This is a genomic window from Kitasatospora sp. NPDC034023, from assembly GCF_055575795.1.
Window position 1 is genome coordinate 15,707 of sequence record NZ_JBVIRY010000062.1, and the last position, 19,601, is coordinate 35,307.

Sequence of the window (19,601 nt, forward strand, 5' to 3'; positions counted from 1 at the left end):
TCGTTCCTTAGCAGCTAGACAGCAACGGGACGGAAATCAACTGGCGGTCAGGGAGGCCGCGATGGCCGCGCGCAGGTCCTTCTTGCTGACCTTCCCGATGCCGGTGGCCGGGAAGGCCTCGACGAACTCCACCTGGTCCGGCACCTTGTAGTCGGCCAGCCCGCGCTGCCGCACGTACCGCTTCAACTCGACGCCCTTCGGCGGCTGTTCGCGGTGTTCGGGGCGGAGCACCACGTACGCGCAGGTGCGCTCGCCCAGATAGGGGTCGGGCATCGACACCACCGCGGCGTCGTGCACGGCGGGGTGCGCGAGCAGGTGGTTCTCGATCTCCTCGGCGGCGACCTTCTCGCCGCCCCGGTTGATCTGGTCCTTGGCCCGCCCCTCGACCACCAGGTGGCCGGTCGGGGTCCGCCGGACCAGGTCGCCGGTGCGGTAGAAGCCGTCGGCCGTGAAGGAGTTCGCGTTGTGCTCGGGCGCGTTCCAGTAGCCGCGGATGGTGTACGGGCCGCGCGTCAGCAGGTGGCCGGTGGCGCCCTCGGGCAGGTCCCGGTCGTGGTCGTCGACCACCCGGACCTCGTCGTCGGGGGAGATCGGACGGCCCTGGGTGGTGGTGATCAGCTCCTCCGGGTCGTCCAGCCGGGTGTAGTTGACCAGCCCCTCGGCCATCCCGAACACCTGCTGGAGCGTGCATCCCAGCACCGGCCGCACCCTGCGGGCCGCCTCCGCGCTGAACTTGGCGCCGCCGACCAGCAGCACCTCCAGGCTCTCGTACCCCCGGGCGCCGCGCTCGGCGGCGTCCAGCCAGAGCAGCGCGAGCGGCGGCACCAGCCCGGTGATGGTCACGCCCTCGCGTTCGATCAGCGGGAAGGCGGTCTCCGGACCGGGCTGCGGGCAGAGCACCACCCGCCCGCCCGCGTACAGCGTGCCGAGGGAACCCGGCGAGCTGAGCGGGAAGTTGTGGGCGGCGGGCAGCGCGCACAGGTACACGCTGTCCGCGTCGAGCGCGCACAGCTCGACCGAGCCGCGCAGCGAGTAGATGTAGTCGTCGTGGGTGCGCGGGATCAGCTTCGGCACGCCGGTGCTGCCGCCGGAGAGCTGCAGGAAGGCGACGTCCGCCGGCTCGGGTTCACTCGAGGGCCCGGGCCCGTCGCAGGGCACGTCCGCCAGCCGGACGTGTTCCCCCGCGTCCTCGCCGGCCACCAGCACCAGCCGCAGCGCGGGGTTCTCCGCCCGTACCCGGGAGGCGAGTTCACGGTAGTCGAAGCCGCCTTCGACGGCCGGGACGACGTACGCCGCCGCGCCGGTGAAGGAGCAGAAGTACCCGATCTCGGTGTACCGGTGCGCGGGCAGCGCGAACACCGGCAGCGCGCCGATCCGGAACAGCGCGAAGACCACCTCGAAGAACTCGGCGGCGTTGGGCAGTTGGACCACCACGCGGTCCCCGGCCCGGATCCCCCGGGCGAGCAGCCCGGCGGCCATCCGGTCGGCCCGGCGGTCGAGTTCGGCGTACGTCCAGCGCCGCTCCGTCGCCGCCGTCGGGTGGCCGCCCGGGTCGACGACGGCGATCCGCTCGCCGTGCGCGGCGGCGCGCTCGCGCAGCATCCGCCCGAAGGTCTCACCGCGCCAGTACCCGGCCGCCCGGTAGCGCTCGGCGAACTCGGCGGGGTACGGGGTGACCCCCTCCGGCGGCGTCACCGGGACACCCCCGCGGCGTCCAGGAAGGTCCGGAACTTGGCGCTGGTCTCGGCGAGTTCGGCCTCCGGGCGGGACCGGTCGACCACCCCGGCACCGGCGTACACCCGCAGCGTCCGCTCGTCCGCCTCCGCGCACCGGATGGTGACCACCCACTCGCCGTCGCCCGTCGCGTCGCCCCAGCCGACCATGCCGGTGTACAGGCCGCGATCGAAGGGCTCGACCTCGCCGATCACCCGGCGCGCGACGTCCGTTGGGGTGCCGCAGACGGCCGGGGTCGGGTGCAGCGCGCAGGCCAGCTCCAGGGCGGAGACCGCGGGGTCGGCCAGCTCGCCGCGGATCGTGGTCGCCAGGTGCCACATCGCGGCCGTCCGCACCAGGGTGGGCCGTTCGGGCACCTCCAGGGTGCGGCAGTACGGCGCCAGCGCCTCACGGATGGCGTCCACCACCACGGCGTGCTCGTGCAGGTCCTTGGGCGACTCCAGCAGCGCGGCGGCGCGCCGGACGTCCTCGCCGAGGTCCCCGCTGCGCGGCACCGAGCCGGCCAGCGGGTTGGCCAGCACGGCCGTTCCCCGCCGAGAGAGCAGGAGTTCGGGGCTGGCGCCGATCAGGGTACGCCCACCGCCGGCCGGGACGGCGAAGGTGTAGCCGCCCGGGTCGCGGCGGGCCAGCCGCTGCAGGACGGCGGGCAGGTCGAGCGGCTCGGCGGCGCTCAGCTCCAGCGTCCGGGCCAGCACCACCTTGCTCAACTCCCCGCCGCGCAGCCGCTCGACGGCCGCCGCGACACCCGCGCCGTACGCCTCCGGCTCGGGCACCGGGCGGATCCGCCAGTCGACCCGCTCGGCCGGCGGCGCGGGCAGCGCGATCAGCGGGTCGTCACGCAGCGCCCCGGCGGTCCGAACCCGCTCGGGCACGGCGAGCTCGACCCGGCTGTCCCGGTCGAACGCCACCGCGCCGACCACCAGCGGCCGTTCACCCCCGGCGCGCCCGGCCTCGGCCAGCGTCTCGGCGACCCGCACGGGCAGCGGCCGCCCGTCCTGCGGCACCCGGGCGCGCACGCCGGAGGTGAGCAGGGTGCGCGTCGGCGAGGCGAAGAACGCCTCGTCGGAGGCGGCCCGGTACTGGCCGAGCAGTCCGCTGGCCGCGCCGATGACGGCATGGTCGGGGCCGTCGGCGCGGGGGGCCGCCGGGGCGTGGGGCACCGTGGTCACGGTGGATTCTCCAGTCTGGGACGGGTGTACGGGGAGATCGCGGGTCTACGGGGAGCCGGGCGGATCCTCGGGAGCCGGCAGGTCTTCAGGGCCGGCGGGTCTTCAGGGGCCGGCAGGTCTGCGGCGAGCAATCGAGGTGCGGAGGGGGAGCGGAACTGCTGGGAGCGGCGGTTCCGCCGGAACCGGGGGGCGCCTCAGGCGCGCAGGGTCGCGCCGCCGTCGACGTACAGGTCGTGCATGGTGATGTGCCGCGCCCGGTCGGATGCCAGGAACACCACGGCTTCGGCGATGTCGGCGGGGGCGGCGATCCGCCCGAGCGGGATGCCGACCCGCCAGGCATCCAAGTCGCCCTCGATCACCCGCTGTTCGGCTGCGGCGGCGTCCTCGCCCCACAGTGCGCGCTGCATCTCGGTGTCGGTCGACCCGGGCGACACGACGTTGCACCGCACCCCGGACCGGGCGAGTTCCAGTCCCAGGCAGCGGGTGAACATGGTGGCCGCGGCCTTGGACGCCGCATAGGCGGCCATCCCGGCCCTCGGCACCCCGGCGGCGTTGGACCCGACGGTCACAATGCCCCCACACCCCCGCTGCGCCATCCGCCGTCCTACGGCGCGACTGGCATGGAAGACGCCGGTGGTGTTCACGGCGAAGGTGTCCACCCAGTCGGCGTCGGTGAGTTCGACGACCGGCGCGGTACGCAGGATGCCCGCGACGTTCACGAGCGTGGCGATCGGTCCGAGTTGGCGCTCGATCAACTCGACCGCTTCATCGACAGCTTGGGCATCGGACACGTCCAGGACGTACGGTCTGACGGCCGGAAGCTCCGCCGCCAGGGTGCCGAGCGGACCGGCACGGCGATCCAGCGCCGCGACGACGGCCCCCTCGGCGACCAGCGCTCGCACCACGGCCGCGCCGATGCCCTGTCCGGCCCCGGTCACCATCGCGACGGTACCGGCGAATTCGGACTGCTGCTGCACAGGACATCCCCTCCGACCAGCAAGATTAGGTAAGCCTAACCTAACACAACAGTTCGCCTACGTCGAGAGTCTGTGCGACCGTCAAATCGCCCGTCCGCCGCCCGCCGCACACAGCGAGACGAGACGACCCGTCTCGCCATCGAACGTAGGCCGCCCCGGCGTCCGCGACAGCCGTCGACCCGTGGCGGTGGGACTACCGCTCGGCCGGGCGGTGGTAGATCCAGTCGAAGCCGTCGTACCCCTCCCCGTCCAGGTGCTCGGCGCGCCGCAGGCCGGCCCGCAGGGCCACGCGCTGGGAGGCGAGGTTGGCCGGACGGATGCGGGCGATCAGCGGCAGGTCGGGCACGGCGGCGCCCGACCAGGCCACCACGGCAGTGGCGGCCTCGCTCGCCAGGCCGCGACCCCAGGCGGCGGGGGCGAAGCGGTAGAAGAGGTTGAGGACCGGCAGGCCGGCGAGTTCCATCGGCTTCACTCCGCAGAAGCCGAGCACGGTCGGGGAGTCGAGCTCACGGACCGTCCAGTAACCGAAGCCGCGGTGCTCCCACAGCGCGTCCCAGCGGCCGTACAGTTCCTCGGCCTCGGCCCGGGTGGCGAGCGCGTCCGAGGGGTTGTGGAGGCAGGCGGCCGGGTCGCTGTGGACGGCGAGGATCGCGTCGGTGTCGGCCTCGGACGGGCGCCGCAGCGAAAGCCGAAGGGTCGTCAGTTCCTGGTGTCCGGTCACCAGGCCATCGTAGGCAGCCTCACTGCGACACTGCGGGGTCCGCCGGAGCCTTCGGCGCCGGGGAGAGTCCCGTGCAGCCGCGCAGGCCGTCGCGGCGCTTGAGGGCGGCCTCGGCGGCGGCGCCGGTGACCGGCTCCGGGATGCCCTTGTCGTCGATGGTGGCCGGGACGAAGGCCTCGCCGGTCACCTTGCCGTCGGCGGTGAGGGTGAGGGTGGTGACGCCGGTCTCGTTGGAGTTCGGGTAGTCGGAGGTGCCGTACCAGAGGAAGTTGCCGAAGCCGTACCCGACGTAGGTGTTGCCGAGCATGCCCGAGCCGACCATGGTGTGCGCGTGCGTGCCGACCACGGCGGTGGCGCCGGCGGTGGCGAGCTTCTTGGCGACGGCGGTCTGTGCGGCGGTCGGGCAGGCCTTGCCCTCCTCGCCCCAGTGCAGGTAGACGAGCACGACCGGGGCCTGCTGCTTCGCCCCCTCCACCGCCTTGACCAGCGCCGGGACGTCCAGCGCGGAGGCGATGCCCGGCTTGTTCGCGCCGGCCCGCCACTTCTGGTTGGTGAGGTCCTCGACCTGGCTGGCGGCGACCACGGCGACCTTCACCCCGCGCACGGTGGTGACGTACGGGGCGTACGCCTGCTTGGCGTCGCGGCCGACGCCGACGACCGGGATCGGCGAGGAGTCCTTGGCGGCGAGCGTGTCGGCGAGGCCGTCGGCGCCGAAGTCCACGGCGTGGTTGTTGGCCATCGAGACGACGTCGACGCCCGAGTCCTTGAGCACCGAGAGCGCCTTGGGCGAGGTGCGGAAGGTGTACAGCTTGGGCTCCGGGGCGCCGCGCCCGGTGATCGCGGTCTCCAGGTTGAGGACGGACAGGTCGGCGTCGGCGAGGTTGCGGGAGATCGGGCCGAGCGCCGGCTCGGGCGGCTGGACGGCCAGCCGGGGTTCGGTGCGGCCCTCGAAGTGGACGTCCCCGGCGAAGGCGACCGTGATGGTGCCGTCGGGCCGGGGCGCGGCGCTCTTGCTCGGGGCCGCGCCGGAGGACGGGGTGCCGGGCGTCGGGGTCGTGGCCGCCGGGGCGGGGGCGGCGCCCGTCGGGGCGGGGGCGGGGTCGTCCGGCCCACAGGCGGTGACGGCGGTCAGCCCGACGAGCAGCGCGACGGCGGCCGCGACACGGCGCATGAGTGGTTCCCCCCGAGGACGACGCAAGAGCGGTCAGCCTACGCCACCGAATCACCACCGCTTGAGCCCGCACCCGCAACATTCCGGCCACAAAAGGGCACCGGCGGCGCCACTCCTGGCCCGCCCGTCCCCATCACCCCACCCGTCCCGGCCACCGTGTCCCTGGCGCGGCGGCGGGGAGGGCGCGCAGCGTGGTGGTACGGGAGGACCGGTCCCGCGCCGGAGGTCCGGAGGTGTTGACGTGATGGGCAGCAACATGGCCAGTGACATGGGCAGCGGTATGAGCGGTGACCCGGGCAGCAGCATGGGCAGCGGCATGGGCGGTGACCCAGGCGACCCCAGAGGCATCGAGCCGGTCGGCGGCCCCGGCCGCGACCACCCCTCCCCCGGCCGGGAACGCCGGATCGTGGAGGCGACGGCCGAGACGGATCCAGCGGCCGAAGCGGATCCTGTGGTCGAAGCGGATCCAGCCGCCGAGCGGGCCGTCCGCACCAAGGACTGGCAGCTCAGCCTGCACCTCGTCGAGGACCGGGACACCACCCGGGTGCACGCCGTCCTGGACGCCGACGGCACCGTCCTGCACAGCGACGCCGCCTCCCGCCGCAACCCCCGCGACACGCCGGCACCGCAGGTCGGCGACGAGTTCGCGGTCGGCCGCGCCCTGGTCGACCTCGGCCACCAGCTGCTGCGCGCCGGCGTCCACGGCGCCACCGGTCCCACGGACGATTGAGCCGCGCCGAAGCCGCCGCACAGCGGAGGAGTGCGCGGCCCCGGAATCGCGCCCGCCGGAGGAGTGCGCCCACGAACCCCACCCGCCGGAGGAGTGCGCACCACCCGTCCGGGTACGCCATGCTGAACCGCGACACCCGACCGGAAGAGCCGGACGACCGGAAGAGCCGCACCCCGCCCATGGACACCACCCCCGACCGCCCGCCCGTCCCGGGCCCCGACGCGGACCCGCCGGCCGCCCCCGGCGCATCCCCTGACTCCACCGCCGACTTCACCCCCGCCGAGCGCGCCCGGGGCCGCGCCCTGCGCCGCGCCCAGCTGCCGTGGGCGCTGGGCGGCCGGCTGGCGGGCCTGGCGCTGACCCTGCTGCTCGGCCTCACCCCGGCCGGTGCCGACCTGGTCACCGCCGTCGGCCGCTGGTTCGGCGGCTCCCGGACGGCCACCGTCCTGGCCGGCGCGGCGGCCCTGGTGGTCCTCGGCCAGGTGCTGCAGCTGCCGTTCGGCGCGCGGGTGCGATCCGTCCGGGCCCGGTACGGGCTGGTGACGCAGGGCTGGGCCGGCTGGGCGCTGGACACCTTGCGCGGCCTCGCGCTCACCCTTCTCCTGTTCCTTCCGCTCGTTCTCGGGCTGTTCGCGCTGACCGCCTGGTCGCCGCAGCGCTGGTGGCTGCCGGCGGCGGGCGGCGCGGCGCTGCTGACGGCCGTCCTCTCCTTCCTCCACCCGCTGCTGATCGAGCCGGTGTTCAACCGCTTCACCCCGATGCCGCCGGGCGAGCTTCGGACCGCACTGTCGGCGCTGGCCGAGCGGGACGACGTGCGGGTGCGGGACGTCCTGGTGGCGGACGCCTCGCGCCGGACCACCGCGCTCAACGCGTACGTCTCCGGGTTCGGCGCGACCCGCCGGATCGTCGTGTACGACACGCTGCTGACCACCGCCGAGCCGCGGGAGGTGGAGTTGGTGGTCGCGCACGAGCTGGGCCACGTCAAACACCGGGACGTGCCGGTGGGCACGGCGCTGGCCGCCATCGGGGCGGCCGTCGCGGTCGCCGTCCTCGGTCTGCTGGGTGCCTGGCGGCCGCTGCTGGACGCCGCCGGGGCGAGCGACGCGGCGGACCCCCGGGCGCTGCCGCTGCTGGCGGCGCTGGCGGCACTGCTGGGCGCGCTGTCGGGGCCGGCACAGTGCGCGGTGAGCCGCCGGATCGAGGACCGCGCGGACCGGCACGCGCTCGAACTGACCGGCGATGCCGCGCAGTTCGTGGCGATGCAGCGCAGACTTGCACTGGCGAACGTCTCTGATGTCGACCCGCCGAGGCTGCTTGAGCTACTGTTCGCCACTCACCCGAGTGCGACCCGCCGGATCACCGCCGCCCGCGCCTGGCAGGCCGCTCGAGAACGGTCGGCACCGGGACGTCGCGCGACCCCAGGCGAATCCGTTGTATAGTGCAACAAATCTCGAGGAGATAGGAACGCCGTGCCCGGCCGCCAGTCGTCCATCGACACCATCCAGCGCGAGCTGACCGCCTTCGCCCGCCGCGCCCGGCACAAGGCCTCCCAGCTGCACCCCGACCTCTCCCTGGTCACGTACAGCATCCTCGACCTGATCACCGAGCGCGGCGGCTGCCGGGCCGCCGACGTGGCCGCGCACTTCATGCTCGACAAGTCCACCGTCAGCCGCCAGGTCACCGCCCTGGAGAAGCTCGGCCTGCTGGCCCGCGAGGCCGACCCGGACGACCAGCGCGGCCAGATCCTGCGCGCCACCGAGGCCGGACTGACCCTGCTGCGGGACGCCAACGAGCAGCGCCGCCTGGCCTTCACCACGCGCTTCACCGACTGGTCCGACGAGGACGTCGCCCGCTTCGCCGCCTACCTGGCCCGCTACGGCGAAGAAGGCTGACGAAGCGGCCTACCGGCCCGCTACGGCGGACCGGGCCGGCGGGGCGACCCACCCGGCCCGCTACGGCGAACCGGGCCGGAGGAGCGCCCGCAGTGGACGACGGAGTGCCCTCAGCGGCCGGACGAGCGCTCCCAGCCGCCGACGGCGGAGGCCCGACAGCCGTCTCGGGGTGCGCCCCGCCGCCCCCACGGTGTACAGAGGAGAGGTGCCCTTCCGGCAGCGTCCCGATGCGCCGCACCCGCCGCGCGCGCCGCATACCCCCGACCGCCGCCGCGCCTGGCGGCCCGACCGCCGGGTGCTGACGGCGCTGACGCTCGCGCTGATCGTGCTGATCACCGTCGTCGACATCCTCTCCCCGCCGGACATCCACCTCGGCCCGCTGCTGATCGTCGCCCCCGCCCTCACCGCCTCCTTCGCCGGCCCCCGGGCCACCGCCGGGGTCGCCCTGCTCGCGCTCGCCGCGCTGACCGCCATCGGCTCCGTCCGCGACAGCCTGACCAGCGCCAACATCGAGACCCAGCTGAGCGCGCAGATCGTCGTCTCCGCGCTGATCGTCGGCCTGCGGGTGCTGCGCGAACGACACGAGCGGGAACTGGCCCGGGTCCGTTCGGTGTCCGAGGCCGCCCAGCGGGTACTGCTGCGCCCGCTCCCGGAGCGGATCGGGCCGCTGCACCTGGCCTCCGTCTACCTGGCCGCCGAGGCCGAGGCGCAGGTCGGCGGCGACCTGTACGCGGCCGCCCGGACCGCCACCGGCACCCGGCTGCTGGTCGGGGACGTGCGCGGCAAGGGGCTGTCCTCGCTCGGCGACGCCGCCCTGCTGCTCGGCGCCTTCCGTGCCGCCGCCCACCTGCACGCCGAGCTGCCCGACCTGGCCGCCTATCTGGACGGCAGCGTCAGCTGGGACCTCGCCCAGCTCGCCGAACAGTCCCGGCAGGCACGGCAGGCGCAGCAGGAGCGACGCGCCCTGCCCCGGGCGTCGCCCCGCGACGTCCCCGAGGAGGGCTACCAGTCCGGCGAGGCCGGCGAGTCCTTCATCACCGCCGTCCTGCTGGACATCCCCGACGACGGCTCCCCGGTCCGCCTGATCGACTGCGGCCACCCGCCCCCACTGCTGCTGCGCCCCGAGGGCATCACCACCCTCGCCGCCCACCACCCCGCCCCGCCCCTGGGCCTCGGCGAACTCGCCCCCGTGCGGTACGAGGTCGAGACCTTCCCGTTCCGCCCCGGCGACCGGCTGCTGATCTACACCGACGGCGTGATCGAGGCCCGCGACGCCCAGCGGCGCTTCTACCCGCTCACCGAGCGCGTCACCGCCTGGCACGCCGACCGCCCCACCGCGCTGCTCCACCGCCTCCGCCGCGACCTGCTCGCCCACGTCGGCGGCCGTCTCGACGACGACGCGGCCATGGTCGTGGTCGAGCGGCTCCCGGACCGCGGTCGTACGGAGCCCGGTTCCGGAGCTCCTACCCCCGGATGACCAGGCCCGGTCCTTCCCTCCGTTCACGTTCTTCAGGTGCCGGCAGCCCGGCGTGATCGCGGTCGGCCGGCAGTCCTACGGATTGTAGGGCAGCTGCGGCACGTCGAAGCAGTTCGTCGTCATCGACGGCACCTGGGTGACCCAGCCGCCCCGCCCGCCCTGTGCCGAGTCCTGCCAGCGGGCGGCGTTCAGGCAGGCCCGGGTCGGGCCGGCGGGCGGCGGCTGCGGGACGAAGGAGGCGGGCAGGATCAGGCCGTGCGCGTCGTACGGCTCGGCGCGGTTCATGAACGCCTCGACGCAGGAGCGGGTCGGCGCGGCGCCGCAGGAGTCCAGCGCGTCGGTCAGCCACTGCGCGCCCGCCCAGCCCTCCAGCTCCCAGGCGGACAACTGCCCCGCCCGGTCCGGGTAGTAGCGGGCCATCGCGGTACGGAAGTCGCGCACCGCCGGGTACTGCTCGTCCTCGTAGTTCAGGCTCGACGAGGTCGCCCAGAGCGCGTTGCGGCAGTTCGGCGAGGACTGGTAGTCGCTTCGCACCGACTCCGACCAGTTCTGCACGTTGGTGACCTTCGCCGCGACCGTCACCCCGGACTCGTCCAGCGCCCGGCACAGCGCCGCGTTGCCCCGGGTGTCCATGGCGTCGAACAGCAGCTGCGAGCCGTCGGCGCGCACGGCCGCGGCCACCGCCTGGAAGTTCGGCAGCGCGAAGTCCACCGTCTGCAGCAGCACCCGGTAGCCCTCCGCCTCCAGCCCGGCCTTCAGCTGTCCGGCGTAGCGGGCCGAGTCGGCCTGGTTGTACGCGACCACGGCTGCGCTGCCCGCGCCCAGGCGCTGCTTGAAGAAACGGAACACCTCGGTGCTCTGGTAGAGCGTCCCGTTCCAGCCGACCGACCGCCCGTCGCGCGGCGCCCCACTGCCGTAGATCCCGTACAGGTGCGGCCAGCGGTCGTACGCGGTGCCGATCGGCTGGCCGCCGACGTCCGGCACCGCCTTGCCGCTCACGTACGGTGCGCCCGCGTAGTCGAGGACGCTGCCGCTGACGAAGGCGAACACGTGCGCCTGGTCGATCAGCCGGTGCACGCAGTCCTGGTTGCCGACACCGCTGCCACCGTCGTCGCAGGTCACCAGCCGGACGGTGCGACCGTGCAGGCCGCCGCGGTCGTTCAGGGCCTGGAAGAACGCCTGAGCGCCGTACCGGGGACCGCTGAACACCTCGCTGCCGACCGGGCTGGTGAGCGAGGTGACGACGCCGATCCGGATCTCGCCGGCCGTGACCCCGGTGTCGGAGGCGGGATTGGTGCTCCCGCTGCCCCCGGTCGCCCCGGGCGTGGCGGTGGCACGGGCGGTGAAGGCGCCGTCGGGCAGCCGGGTGCCGCAGCCGCCCAATGACGCGAACAGGAGGAGGGCGAGGGCCGCCGCCGACACGACACGGCCGGGCCACCGGCGTGCGAACGCGTCGACGGCCCGGCATCGCGAGGGGGTGGTCAGCTGCATCCGGGGATCGGGGTGCCGCTGGCGCCGCCGGCCTGGGTCAGCAGACCGCACAGGGTCGAACGGGACACCTTCCAGGTGCCGTTCTCCAGGACGGCCTGGCCGGACGCGCTCGGCTCGACCACCGTGCCCTGGAGGGACAGCGAGTAGGAGACGGCCGCGTCGGAGGCGTCGGTGAACGCCACGTCAGTGACCTTCGCCTGCACCTGGCCGACCCTCGGGTCCTGCGAGAAGCCCTGCAGCGCCGGGAGCAGCACGTCGCCGCCCTGGAGCAGCTTGGCCTTGTCGGGGATCGGCGTGTTGGGGTCGAAGAACTTCTCCCAGTTGGCGGTGATCTCCGCCTCGGCGGCGGCCGGATCGGCGGGGGCGGTGCCGGTGGCGCTCGCGGAAGCGGTGGCGGTCGCGCTCGGGCTGATGCTCGCGCTCGCGCTCGCCGGGGAGGAGGCCGAGGAGCCGGACTTGCTGCTGCTGCACGCGGCCGCCGTGCCCGCCAGCATCAGGGCGAGCAGCGCGCTCGCCGCCCGCAGGACCCGGCCGCCGCCCGTGGAGGTGCCGCTTCGCGTCACGTGCATGGTGTTCCCTCTCGCCTGCGCCGCCCGGGCCGGCCTCTCGGTGTCCCGGATGCTGTTCCAGGCCGATCCTGGAAACGTCTCAAGTGACACCATGAAGGCGGATCCATGGACGAATCGCAATCCGACGGAGAAATCACCCGTAACGCCCCAAGGAGTTCCCCCTTCCGAGGCGGCGCATTCCAGGGCGGAGCGTTCCGGGGCGGCCCGCCCCGGGGCAGCCCGTTCCGCGGGGCGCGCGAGTGGGCCGGGTGGCTGCTCGTCGCGGCGGGGGCCGTGCTGTGCGTGCTCGGCTGGTACGGGGTCTCCGGCGAGCGCTTCGTCGAACAGCAGATCCCCTACCTGGCCTCGTCCAGCATCCCGGGAGCGGCACTGATCGTGGCCGGAACCCTCCTGGTCGCGCTACGGCCGCCGACCCCGCCGGAGCGTCAGGACCTGACCGACCGCCGGGTGGAACGGCTGTACGAGCTCCTCGTCGAACCGTCCGACGTCGACACGGGCGCGGGACCGAGCGCCGGGCCGGGCGCGGCGCCGGGCGCGGGACCCGGCGTCCGACCGGATGCGCCGGAGGCGCCGGACACGCCGGATCCGGCCGGACGGGACGCCGAAGGATGGCTGGCCGTCCCCGAGGGCACCCGCTACCACCGCCCGGACTGCCCGCTGGTCACCGGCAAGGCGCGGGCCGAACCCGTCGGCCCGGACGCCGTCCGGGACCGGGGCCTGACGCCCTGCCCGCTCTGCTCGCCGCCCGCGCCGGGCCCCGATCCCGGCCCCACCACCCGTCCGGGCGAATCCGCCCCGCCGACCGGCTGAACGCCCATGACCGCCGCCGCCCTGCTCGCCACCGCCCCCGACTCGCTCGGCCTCACCGTCGACCTCGCCCTCGCCGGACTCACCGTCGGCAGCGCGGCCGCCCTCAGCGGCATCGGCCTGGTCGTCTGCCACCGCGCCACCGGCGTGCTCAACATCGCCCAAGGCGCCCAGGCCATGGCCATCGCCTACCTGCTGCGCGACCTCGTCGTCGTGCGGCACTGGCCGGTCTGGCCCGCCGTCGCCTGCTGCCTGCTGGTCGTCGCCCCCGCGCTGGGCGTACTGCTCGACGTCCTGGTCTACCGCCCGCTGCAGCGGCGCGGCGCCGGGCCGGCCGACACCATGGTCGCCGGACTCGGCGTCTTCGTGCTGCTCATCGGCGTGGCCGTCCTCCTGTGGGGCGCGGCACCACTGGCCGGCGCGCCGTCCCCGCTCGGCGGCGCCGCGATCCGCCTGCCCCACGGGCACAGCCTGCGGCCCGACACCGTCGTCCAACTCGCCGCGATCCTCGTCCTCAGCCTCACCGTGTTCGCCACCACCCGGTGGACCCGCTTCGGCCTCCAACTGCGCGCCGTCGTCGACGACCGCAGGCTCGCCGCCCTCGCCGGGGTCGACGCCGACCGGCTCTCCGCCACCGGCTGGGCCTTCGGCACCTTCACCGCCGGGCTCGTCGGCATCACCCTCGCGCCGTACCTGCTGCTCGACCCGTATGGGCTGCCGCTGCTGGTGATGGAGACCATGGCGGTCGCGGTCGCCGCCCGGCTGCGCAGCATCCCGGTCGCCATCGCCACCGGGCTCGGCCTCGGCATCGCCCAGGCCGAGCTCACCCGGCTGCGCCCGTCCGGACAGCTGCTGCCCCTGGTCGAGGCGGTGCAGTCCAACCTGTTCGTGGTCGCGCTGCTCGCCGCCGCCCTGCTCGCCGGACCGCGCATCAGCGGGGAACGCGCCGAGACCACGCCACTGGCCCTGCGGCGCACCGAGGGCAGGAACGGGCGGCTCGCGGGAGCCGTCTGCCTGGTACTGCTCCTGCTGCCGCTCGGCTTCCGGGGCAACGACCTGCGCAGCGCCCTGCTCGTACCGGCGCTCGCGCTCGTACTGCTGTCCATCGTCGTGGTCACCGGCTACAGCGGGCAGATCTCACTCGGCCAGGCCGGGTACGCGGGCCTCGGCGCGCTCGGCACCGCACTGCTGATGTCCGGCCGCATCCCCGGCCTCCCGCCGCTGCCCGCCGCACCCGCACTGCTGATCGCCGTCCTCGCCACCGCACCGCTCGGCCTGCTCACCGGCTGGCCCGCGATCCGCCGACGCGGGCTCGCTCTCGCCCTGGTCACCTTCGCGGTCGGAACGGCGATGAGTCGCTTCGTCTTCCAACAGCCGTACGCCACCACCGGGCTCGTCCTCGACCGCCCTTCCTTCCTCGCCGGCGACCGCGCCTTCTACCTCGCCGAACTCCTGCTCCTCGGCCTCGGCCTGCTCACCGTCCGGGGCCTGCACCGGGGCCGGCTCGGCCGGGCCCTGACCGCCATGCGGGACCACGAACCGGGCGCGGTCGCGGCGGGCGTGGACGTCCCCGGCCTCAAGCTCTTCGCCTTCGTCGCGGGCGCGGCCCTGGCCGCACTCGGCGGCGGCCTGATGGGCCTCGCCGGGCGCGCCTTCGACCCCGCCGCCTTCGACCCGGTACGCGGCCTCCTCTGGTTCGCGGCCGTCGTCGTCGCCGGTGCCGACAGCGCCCTCGCCGCCGTCCTGGCCGCCGCCCTCCTCATCGGCCTCGACGCCGGCACCGTCGCCGGCGTCTCCGCCGTCGCCGTCGGCACCCTCGCCGCCGCCATCGGGCGTCTCCCCGGCGGCCTCGCCGCCCTGCCCCGCCCCCACCACCGCCCGCCCCCGGCCCTCCCCCCGTCCCGCCTCACCCCGGCAGGGCGCCGGGTACGGGCGGCCATCGCGGCGAAGCCGGCCCGAGAGGACGGAACGCCATGAGAACCGCTCATGCCCCACGCCGACCGCCCGATTCGCGCGGCGATTGCGGCAGGAGAGGCAAGGGCAGGGCCGGGCCATGAGCCCCGCTCATGGCACCCACCGGGCAACGCGGCGCGACAGCCATGAGGCTCGCTCATGGCCCTTCCGCCCGCCACCCACCGACCCCGACGTACGCCCCCGCCCCAACGCCACCACCCGACCCGGCCGGACGGAAGCCCCCGGCTCGCAGGAGGAACGGACATGACCGCACTCACCCCCCTCGGCAGCCACCTCCCCGCCTCCACGCCGACGCTCAACGCGGCGGGCCGGCCATGAGCGAGGCTCATGGCCGGCCCGCCGGGCAGCCCGCCTCCCGGCTCACCGCCCGGGGCATCGTGCGGCGGTACGGGGGGATCGAGGCGGTGGGCGGGGTGGACCTGGTGGCGTTGCCCGGGCGGATCACAGCGCTGATCGGGCCGAACGGGGCGGGAAAGAGCACCCTGTTCGACTGCCTCGCCGGCACCGTGCGTCCGGACGCCGGTCGGGTGATGCTCGGCGGGCGGGACGTCACCGGGCTGCCCGCGCATCGTCGGGTGCGACTCGGGTTGGCGCGGACGTTCCAGCAGATCGCCGTCTTCCCCACCCTCTCGGTGGCCGACAACGTCCGGGTGGGGGCCGAGCAGGAGGCCGAGCAGCGGGCCGGGCGGAGCGGGCGGAGCGGGCGGGTCGAGGCCCGGGCCGTGGCGGAACGGACGGCCGGGGCGCTGCGGCTGTTCGGGCTGCAGGACGTCGCCGCCGAGTCCGCCGGGGCGCAGCCCACCGGTGTGCTGCGGCTGGTGGAGCTGGCGCGGGCGCTGGCGGGCGGGCCCCGGGTGCTGCTGCTGGACGAGCCGGCGGCCGGGCTCGACGCCGCGCAGACGGCCCGTCTGGTGGCCGTGTTGCGGGGCCTCGCCGAGCGCGGCATGGCGCTGCTGCTGGTCGAGCACGACGCCGAGTTGGTCGCCGAACTCGCCGACTCCGTCTATGCCATGGCCGAGGGCCATATGGTCGCGGCCGGCCCGACCGCGGCCGTCCTCGCCGACCCTCGCGTCACCCGGGCCTGGGGAGCGGTGACCTGATGCCCGTCGAAGCCGCCCTCAGCTCGGCCCGGGTCCGGTACGGCCCGCTGGAGGCGCTGCACGGCGTCGACCTCGCGTTCCCCTCCGCCGCCGTCACCGTCCTGCTCGGCCGTAACGGCGCCGGGCGGACGAGCGCGCTGCACGCCCTCGCCGGCGTCGTACCGCTGTCGGGCGGGCGGGCGGTGTGGCGGGGCCAGGACATCGGGGGACTGTCGGTACACCAGCGGGTGCGGCGGGGGCTGGCCATCGTCCCGGCCGAGCGCGGGGTGTTCGGGTCGCTGACCGTCGCCGAGAACCTGAGCCTGGGCGGGCCGGGGCGGAACGAAGTACTGGAAGTCTTCCCCGAGTTGACCGCACTGCTGCTCCGCCGGGCGGGCAGCCTCTCCGGCGGCCAGCAGCAACTGGTCGCCATCGGGCGGGCATTGGCGGCGCGGCCGACCCTCCTCCTGCTCGACGAGCCCGAACGCGGCCTGGCCCCCGCCGTCGCCGCCCGGCTGCACGCACGGCTGCTGACCGACGCCACCGCCGGCCGTACGGTCGTGCTCGCGGCGCAGTCCCTGCCACGCACCCTCGCCGGGGCGGCGGTGGTGCACGTACTGCACCGGGGCGAGGTGGTCTTCTCCGGTGAGCCCGCTGAGGCCACCGGCCCGCTGACGACGTTGCGGCGACTCGCCTGAAGGAAGCTTCCAGCCCTTTCCGGCCCTTCCTTCCCCTACCCCTCCCTTCCCGGTCTTCCCTTCCCGGTCTTCCCTTCCCGGTCTATCCCTTCCCGACCTATCCCTTCCCGACCTATCCCTTCCCGGCCTCTCCCTTCCCGGCCGCCTTCACCTGGCCTCCGGCCGACCTCCCTTCCGACTCGCCCACTACGATGGCCGCGCCCAGGTCGATCACGGTCGACACACCTGGGCAAGGGGGATGGAACGGTGGATCACGTCCAGCGAAAGCAGCGCAGGCAACGGGAGCCGCAGCTCGTCGGCGCGAACCCGGGCAGGTGCTGGTCGCATGAGTGAGAAGCAGCGCCCCCTTCTGCGGTACCGGCCCGCCGGGCCGCTGGTGCTCGGTGGCCTCGGGTGGGCGTGCAGCGTGCCGACGGTCCTCGCGGACGACGAGATCCACGGACTCGTGAGCCGCTGCCACGACAGTCCCGGTGCCCCGGCCCATGTGCTGCCGCTCGCCTGGGTGGGGCTGGTGCTGGGCATCGGCGCGGTGTGCTGGGGCGGTCGGCAACTCGTCACCGCCGCCGGGCGCAAAGCGCGCCGACTCGGGCCGGGGCTCGGGCTCGGGCACGCTCTGCTGTGCGTACTGCTGCCGGTGGCGGCGATCGGTGTGCCGCTCCAGTGCGCCCTCGCGCAGACCGCCGCGCATGACACCGGGGCGCAGCGCAGCACTTGCTTCGGGCAGGGCCGACTCGCGGGCGCGGCCGGTCCTGCCGCCGTCCGTCAGGTACGCCTCCGGGCCTGACAGACGGCGGCAGGTGCCCGCACGCCCGACCGCGAGCCCGAGCCGGAGCCGGCACGCGAGCCCGAAGAGGACGGGGGCCATGGCGAGCACGCGAAGGACGCCGAGGTGGCGGAGGAGGAACATGGTGCGGCTCCCTTCCCGGGAGCCCGGACGGCCCCCGTTCGCGATGCCTCAACGATGACCCCCGTCACCGCTCCCGCACATGTACCGAACGGCACTGCCTGAACAGCAACACCACCCAATTGCCACCCCACCCCCTGCCGATCGGCAGGGCGCGCAAACCCGCCGCAGGTGTCCGGGGGCGCCAGGGAGGACGGCGGCAAATCCCTGGCCGGGCAATCACGCCGTGGGTACCCTCGGTTCATGATCGACCACGGCATCGCCTACCCCTACTTCCGGCTCCATGTCGTGCCTGCGGTGGTGGCGTTGGCCAGCCCGGCCTGGCAGCGTGAGGTGTGGCTCGACAGGGACCGGTTCGAGGACCTCGACCACACCGTGCACGTGCTCTTCGACGACTTCTGCGATGCGAACGACCCGGCGGCCTCGCTCGGGTACAGCCTTCGAACCGAGGAGGAAGTCGAGCTGATGGCGCGTCTCGGCGCCGCCTACAACGCGGTGCAGGACGCGGTCGGCGCCTCCGCCGCCGACGAGGTGTACCTGGACTCGCCGGGCTGGCCCGCCGTCATCGCTGCCGCGGCCCCGCTGGCCAAGGTCCTGGTGACCAATGACCTCAAGGCTCTGCAGGGGCTGCACGAAGCCGGGCACCGCTGGCCGCCCGGCGCCGGTTCGGCTCCGCACCAGAACGAGGGCCGGGACGGAGGCCGGGACGAAGGCCGGGACGAAGGCCGGGACGAAGGCCGAGCCGCCGACCAAGCCGGCGAGCTCGACGCGGAGGCCTGACGCCCCCGCAGCCGCCCTCGTGCCGCCCCCGCAGCCGCCGTCGTGCCGCCTACGGCCGGTACACGTACGGCGTCGTCGTGCTCAGCCGGGCGAAGCCGAGGCGCTGGAGGATGGGGCGGCTGGCGTCGCTGGCGTCGACCTGAAGGTACTGGTAGCCGAGGTCGGCGGCGAGGCGGGCGCGGTGGGCGACGAGGGCGCGGTAGATGCCCCGGCCGCGCCAGTCGGGGGCGGTGCCGCCGCCCCAGAGGCTGGCGAAGCCGGTGCCGGGGTTCAGTTCCATCCGGGCCGCCGACACCGGGCGGTCGCCGGCCAGCGCGACGACCATGCTGACCGTGTCGGTGCCGTGCCGGAGGTGTTCGAGCATCTGGTCGCGGAGGCGCGGGCGGTCGGTGCCGAAGGCCTGGGTGTGGGCCTCCACCATCAGGTCCACCCCGGCCGGGTCGGTCACCGGGTGCAGCCGTACGCCCTCGGGGAGGACGACCTCGGTGGGGAGGTCGGCGATCCGGGCGATCATCAGCGCCTCGTCCGGCTCGGATGTGAAGCCGGCCGCGAGCAGCCGCTCCCCGAGGTCCGCGGGGCGGTCGTGGGAGTAGGCCTTCCACTCGAACTCCAGGCCCAGCGCGGTGAAGTGGCGCACCTGTGCCGCGATCGCCGCGTCCGCCCCGGCCTCGTCCAGGCCGGACCACACCACGCCGTTCCAGCCGCCCTGCCCGCCCACCTGCCGCACCACCGCGCCGTCACGCTCGACGCGGACACCGGGGCCGTCGGGCTGCGCGTTGCGCCGGATCCGGTCGTCGAACAGGGCGAGCACCTCATCATGATCCATCCGCTCACTCCAGCACGGCCCGGGAGCGCGCGCCATCGAGTTTCCGCCCGGCCGGATCCCCGGGGACGGCGGGCCGCGCGGCGAGGATCACCGAGCTCGGCGCGTCCGCGTCCATGATGGTGTCCAACAGGGCTCGTGCGGCTTCGAGTTCGTCCATCTGCCGGGTGATCCGGGCGCGCTCCCGGGCGAGGCCCGCGAGCAGTTCCGGGCAGGTCGGGCCGGTGCGGCGGCGCCCCGGGGACGGCAGGCCCGGGAGGATCTCGGCGATCACTGCGCTGTTGAGGCCGGCGGCGAGGAGGGTGCGGATGCCGTGGACGGCGTGCACGTCCCGGTCGCCGTACTCGCGGTAGCCGCTGGGGCGGCGCTCGGGGGTGAGCAGGCCCTGTTCCTCGTAGTAGCGCAGGGCGCGCGGGGTGACCCCGGTTCGCCGGGCGAGTTCTCCGATCCGCATCGCGGGCACCTCACATGGTCGGACGTCCGCCTTGACTCTGCCGTCGGCGTGAAGGTCTAGTGGCTCGTCTCGGATCCCCGTCCGGGTAATTGATCCTTCGTCCGTTGCACGGCAGGCTTCCTCCAAGTCTTGATCGTGGAGGTGGTCGTGG

At 74.6% G+C, this 19,601-nt stretch carries 19 protein-coding genes; 10 read left to right on the top strand and 9 right to left on the bottom strand.

Annotation, left to right across the window (positions count from 1 at the left end; translation table 11 throughout):
- Nucleotides 1–36: 36 nt before the first annotated feature.
- The 5 genes from ACZ52R_RS40950 to ACZ52R_RS40970 form a co-directional block, all read right to left on the bottom strand.
- Nucleotides 37–1,695, bottom strand: coding sequence for a (2,3-dihydroxybenzoyl)adenylate synthase (locus tag ACZ52R_RS40950; protein ID WP_465755326.1), 1,659 nt, complete (start codon nucleotides 1,693–1,695; stop codon nucleotides 37–39).
- Nucleotides 1,692–2,903: an isochorismate synthase DhbC gene (dhbC, locus tag ACZ52R_RS40955; protein ID WP_465620825.1), complete on the bottom strand. Its 1,212-nt coding sequence runs from the start codon at nucleotides 2,901–2,903 to the stop codon at nucleotides 1,692–1,694. Before dhbC ends, ACZ52R_RS40950 begins: the two co-directional genes overlap by 4 nt.
- A 194-nt stretch (nucleotides 2,904–3,097) precedes the next feature.
- Nucleotides 3,098–3,880, bottom strand: a complete 783-nt coding sequence (locus ACZ52R_RS40960; RefSeq protein ID WP_465620827.1) for a 2,3-dihydro-2,3-dihydroxybenzoate dehydrogenase — start codon at nucleotides 3,878–3,880, stop codon at nucleotides 3,098–3,100.
- 193 nt (nucleotides 3,881–4,073) lie between these two features.
- Entirely contained in the window at nucleotides 4,074–4,601 is a 528-nt protein-coding gene (locus tag ACZ52R_RS40965; protein ID WP_465620829.1) for a GNAT family N-acetyltransferase, read from the bottom strand.
- A gap of 19 nt (nucleotides 4,602–4,620) precedes the next feature.
- The gene (locus ACZ52R_RS40970; protein ID WP_465755327.1) at nucleotides 4,621–5,772 is read right to left on the bottom strand and encodes a CapA family protein; all 1,152 of its coding nucleotides are present in this window, start codon (nucleotides 5,770–5,772) and stop codon (nucleotides 4,621–4,623) included.
- 244 nt (nucleotides 5,773–6,016) lie between these two features.
- Between ACZ52R_RS40970 and ACZ52R_RS40975 the strand changes: the two genes are divergently transcribed.
- The 4 genes from ACZ52R_RS40975 to ACZ52R_RS40990 all read left to right on the top strand — a co-directional run bounded on the left by ACZ52R_RS40975 (nucleotide 6,017) and on the right by ACZ52R_RS40990 (nucleotide 9,871).
- On the top strand, nucleotides 6,017–6,502 hold the full coding sequence (locus ACZ52R_RS40975; protein ID WP_465620833.1) for a dsRBD fold-containing protein: 486 nt from the start codon (nucleotides 6,017–6,019) through the stop codon (nucleotides 6,500–6,502).
- Between the two features lie 179 nt (nucleotides 6,503–6,681).
- Entirely contained in the window at nucleotides 6,682–7,941 is a 1,260-nt protein-coding gene (locus ACZ52R_RS40980; RefSeq protein ID WP_465755328.1) for a M48 family metalloprotease, read from the top strand.
- Between the two features lie 30 nt (nucleotides 7,942–7,971).
- Complete coding sequence (locus tag ACZ52R_RS40985; protein ID WP_030238344.1) at nucleotides 7,972–8,394, top strand: MarR family winged helix-turn-helix transcriptional regulator; 423 nt, start codon at nucleotides 7,972–7,974, stop codon at nucleotides 8,392–8,394.
- A 205-nt stretch (nucleotides 8,395–8,599) separates the two neighbouring features.
- Complete coding sequence (locus ACZ52R_RS40990; protein ID WP_465620837.1) at nucleotides 8,600–9,871, top strand: PP2C family protein-serine/threonine phosphatase; 1,272 nt, start codon at nucleotides 8,600–8,602, stop codon at nucleotides 9,869–9,871.
- A 75-nt stretch (nucleotides 9,872–9,946) separates the two neighbouring features.
- Here the strand turns inward: ACZ52R_RS40990 and ACZ52R_RS40995 are convergent, their stop codons facing one another.
- Both ACZ52R_RS40995 and ACZ52R_RS41000 read right to left on the bottom strand, forming a co-directional pair.
- The gene (locus ACZ52R_RS40995; protein ID WP_465662146.1) at nucleotides 9,947–11,362 is read right to left on the bottom strand and encodes an ABC transporter substrate-binding protein; all 1,416 of its coding nucleotides are present in this window, start codon (nucleotides 11,360–11,362) and stop codon (nucleotides 9,947–9,949) included.
- The gene (locus ACZ52R_RS41000) at nucleotides 11,353–11,931 is read right to left on the bottom strand and encodes an MTB12 C-terminal domain-containing protein (RefSeq protein WP_465620841.1); all 579 of its coding nucleotides are present in this window, start codon (nucleotides 11,929–11,931) and stop codon (nucleotides 11,353–11,355) included. The genes ACZ52R_RS40995 and ACZ52R_RS41000 overlap by 10 nt, the downstream gene beginning before the upstream one ends.
- A gap of 105 nt (nucleotides 11,932–12,036) precedes the next feature.
- Here ACZ52R_RS41000 and ACZ52R_RS41005 point away from each other — a divergent pair, with 105 nt between their 5' ends.
- The 6 genes from ACZ52R_RS41005 to ACZ52R_RS41030 all read left to right on the top strand — a co-directional run bounded on the left by ACZ52R_RS41005 (nucleotide 12,037) and on the right by ACZ52R_RS41030 (nucleotide 18,173).
- Nucleotides 12,037–12,741: a hypothetical protein gene (locus tag ACZ52R_RS41005; protein WP_465620843.1), complete on the top strand. Its 705-nt coding sequence runs from the start codon at nucleotides 12,037–12,039 to the stop codon at nucleotides 12,739–12,741.
- Nucleotides 12,742–12,747: 6 nt separating this feature from the next.
- Nucleotides 12,748–14,715, top strand: coding sequence for a branched-chain amino acid ABC transporter permease (locus ACZ52R_RS41010; RefSeq protein ID WP_465620845.1), 1,968 nt, complete (start codon nucleotides 12,748–12,750; stop codon nucleotides 14,713–14,715).
- A 311-nt stretch (nucleotides 14,716–15,026) separates the two neighbouring features.
- Nucleotides 15,027–15,812 carry an ABC transporter ATP-binding protein gene (locus ACZ52R_RS41015; RefSeq protein WP_465755329.1) on the top strand — a complete coding sequence of 262 codons (786 nt, stop codon included), beginning with the start codon at nucleotides 15,027–15,029 and terminating at the stop codon, nucleotides 15,810–15,812.
- Nucleotides 15,812–16,489, top strand: a complete 678-nt coding sequence (locus ACZ52R_RS41020) for an ABC transporter ATP-binding protein (RefSeq protein WP_465620848.1) — start codon at nucleotides 15,812–15,814, stop codon at nucleotides 16,487–16,489. Before ACZ52R_RS41015 ends, ACZ52R_RS41020 begins: the two co-directional genes overlap by 1 nt.
- 325 nt (nucleotides 16,490–16,814) lie before the next feature.
- A complete protein-coding gene (locus ACZ52R_RS41025; protein WP_465662142.1) occupies nucleotides 16,815–17,273 on the top strand; it encodes a hypothetical protein in 459 nt (152 codons plus the stop codon).
- 363 nt (nucleotides 17,274–17,636) lie between these two features.
- Complete coding sequence (locus tag ACZ52R_RS41030) at nucleotides 17,637–18,173, top strand: SCO4402 family protein (RefSeq protein WP_465755330.1); 537 nt, start codon at nucleotides 17,637–17,639, stop codon at nucleotides 18,171–18,173.
- Between the two features lie 49 nt (nucleotides 18,174–18,222).
- Here the strand turns inward: ACZ52R_RS41030 and ACZ52R_RS41035 are convergent, their stop codons facing one another.
- Entirely contained in the window at nucleotides 18,223–18,999 is a 777-nt protein-coding gene (locus ACZ52R_RS41035; protein ID WP_465755331.1) for a GNAT family N-acetyltransferase, read from the bottom strand.
- Nucleotides 19,000–19,003: 4 nt separating this feature from the next.
- Nucleotides 19,004–19,450, bottom strand: coding sequence for a MerR family transcriptional regulator (locus ACZ52R_RS41040; protein ID WP_465755332.1), 447 nt, complete (start codon nucleotides 19,448–19,450; stop codon nucleotides 19,004–19,006).
- Nucleotides 19,451–19,601: the final 151 nt, after the last annotated feature.

Coding starts and splice junctions, on each gene's coding strand:
- ACZ52R_RS40995 (WP_465662146.1), bottom strand. CDS start 11,362: ATGCAGCTGACCACCCCCTCGCGATGCCGGGCCGTCGACGCGTTCGCA.
- ACZ52R_RS41040 (WP_465755332.1), bottom strand. CDS start 19,450: ATGCGGATCGGAGAACTCGCCCGGCGAACCGGGGTCACCCCGCGCGCC.
- ACZ52R_RS40980 (WP_465755328.1), top strand. CDS start 6,682: ATGGACACCACCCCCGACCGCCCGCCCGTCCCGGGCCCCGACGCGGAC.
- ACZ52R_RS41015 (WP_465755329.1), top strand. CDS start 15,027: ATGAGCGAGGCTCATGGCCGGCCCGCCGGGCAGCCCGCCTCCCGGCTC.
- ACZ52R_RS41020 (WP_465620848.1), top strand. CDS start 15,812: ATGCCCGTCGAAGCCGCCCTCAGCTCGGCCCGGGTCCGGTACGGCCCG.
- ACZ52R_RS41005 (WP_465620843.1), top strand. CDS start 12,037: ATGGACGAATCGCAATCCGACGGAGAAATCACCCGTAACGCCCCAAGG.
- ACZ52R_RS40975 (WP_465620833.1), top strand. CDS start 6,017: ATGGGCAGCAACATGGCCAGTGACATGGGCAGCGGTATGAGCGGTGAC.
- ACZ52R_RS41010 (WP_465620845.1), top strand. CDS start 12,748: ATGACCGCCGCCGCCCTGCTCGCCACCGCCCCCGACTCGCTCGGCCTC.
- ACZ52R_RS41030 (WP_465755330.1), top strand. CDS start 17,637: ATGATCGACCACGGCATCGCCTACCCCTACTTCCGGCTCCATGTCGTG.
- ACZ52R_RS40970 (WP_465755327.1), bottom strand. CDS start 5,772: ATGCGCCGTGTCGCGGCCGCCGTCGCGCTGCTCGTCGGGCTGACCGCC.
- ACZ52R_RS41035 (WP_465755331.1), bottom strand. CDS start 18,999: ATGGATCATGATGAGGTGCTCGCCCTGTTCGACGACCGGATCCGGCGC.
- ACZ52R_RS41000 (WP_465620841.1), bottom strand. CDS start 11,931: ATGCACGTGACGCGAAGCGGCACCTCCACGGGCGGCGGCCGGGTCCTG.
- ACZ52R_RS41025 (WP_465662142.1), top strand. CDS start 16,815: ATGAGTGAGAAGCAGCGCCCCCTTCTGCGGTACCGGCCCGCCGGGCCG.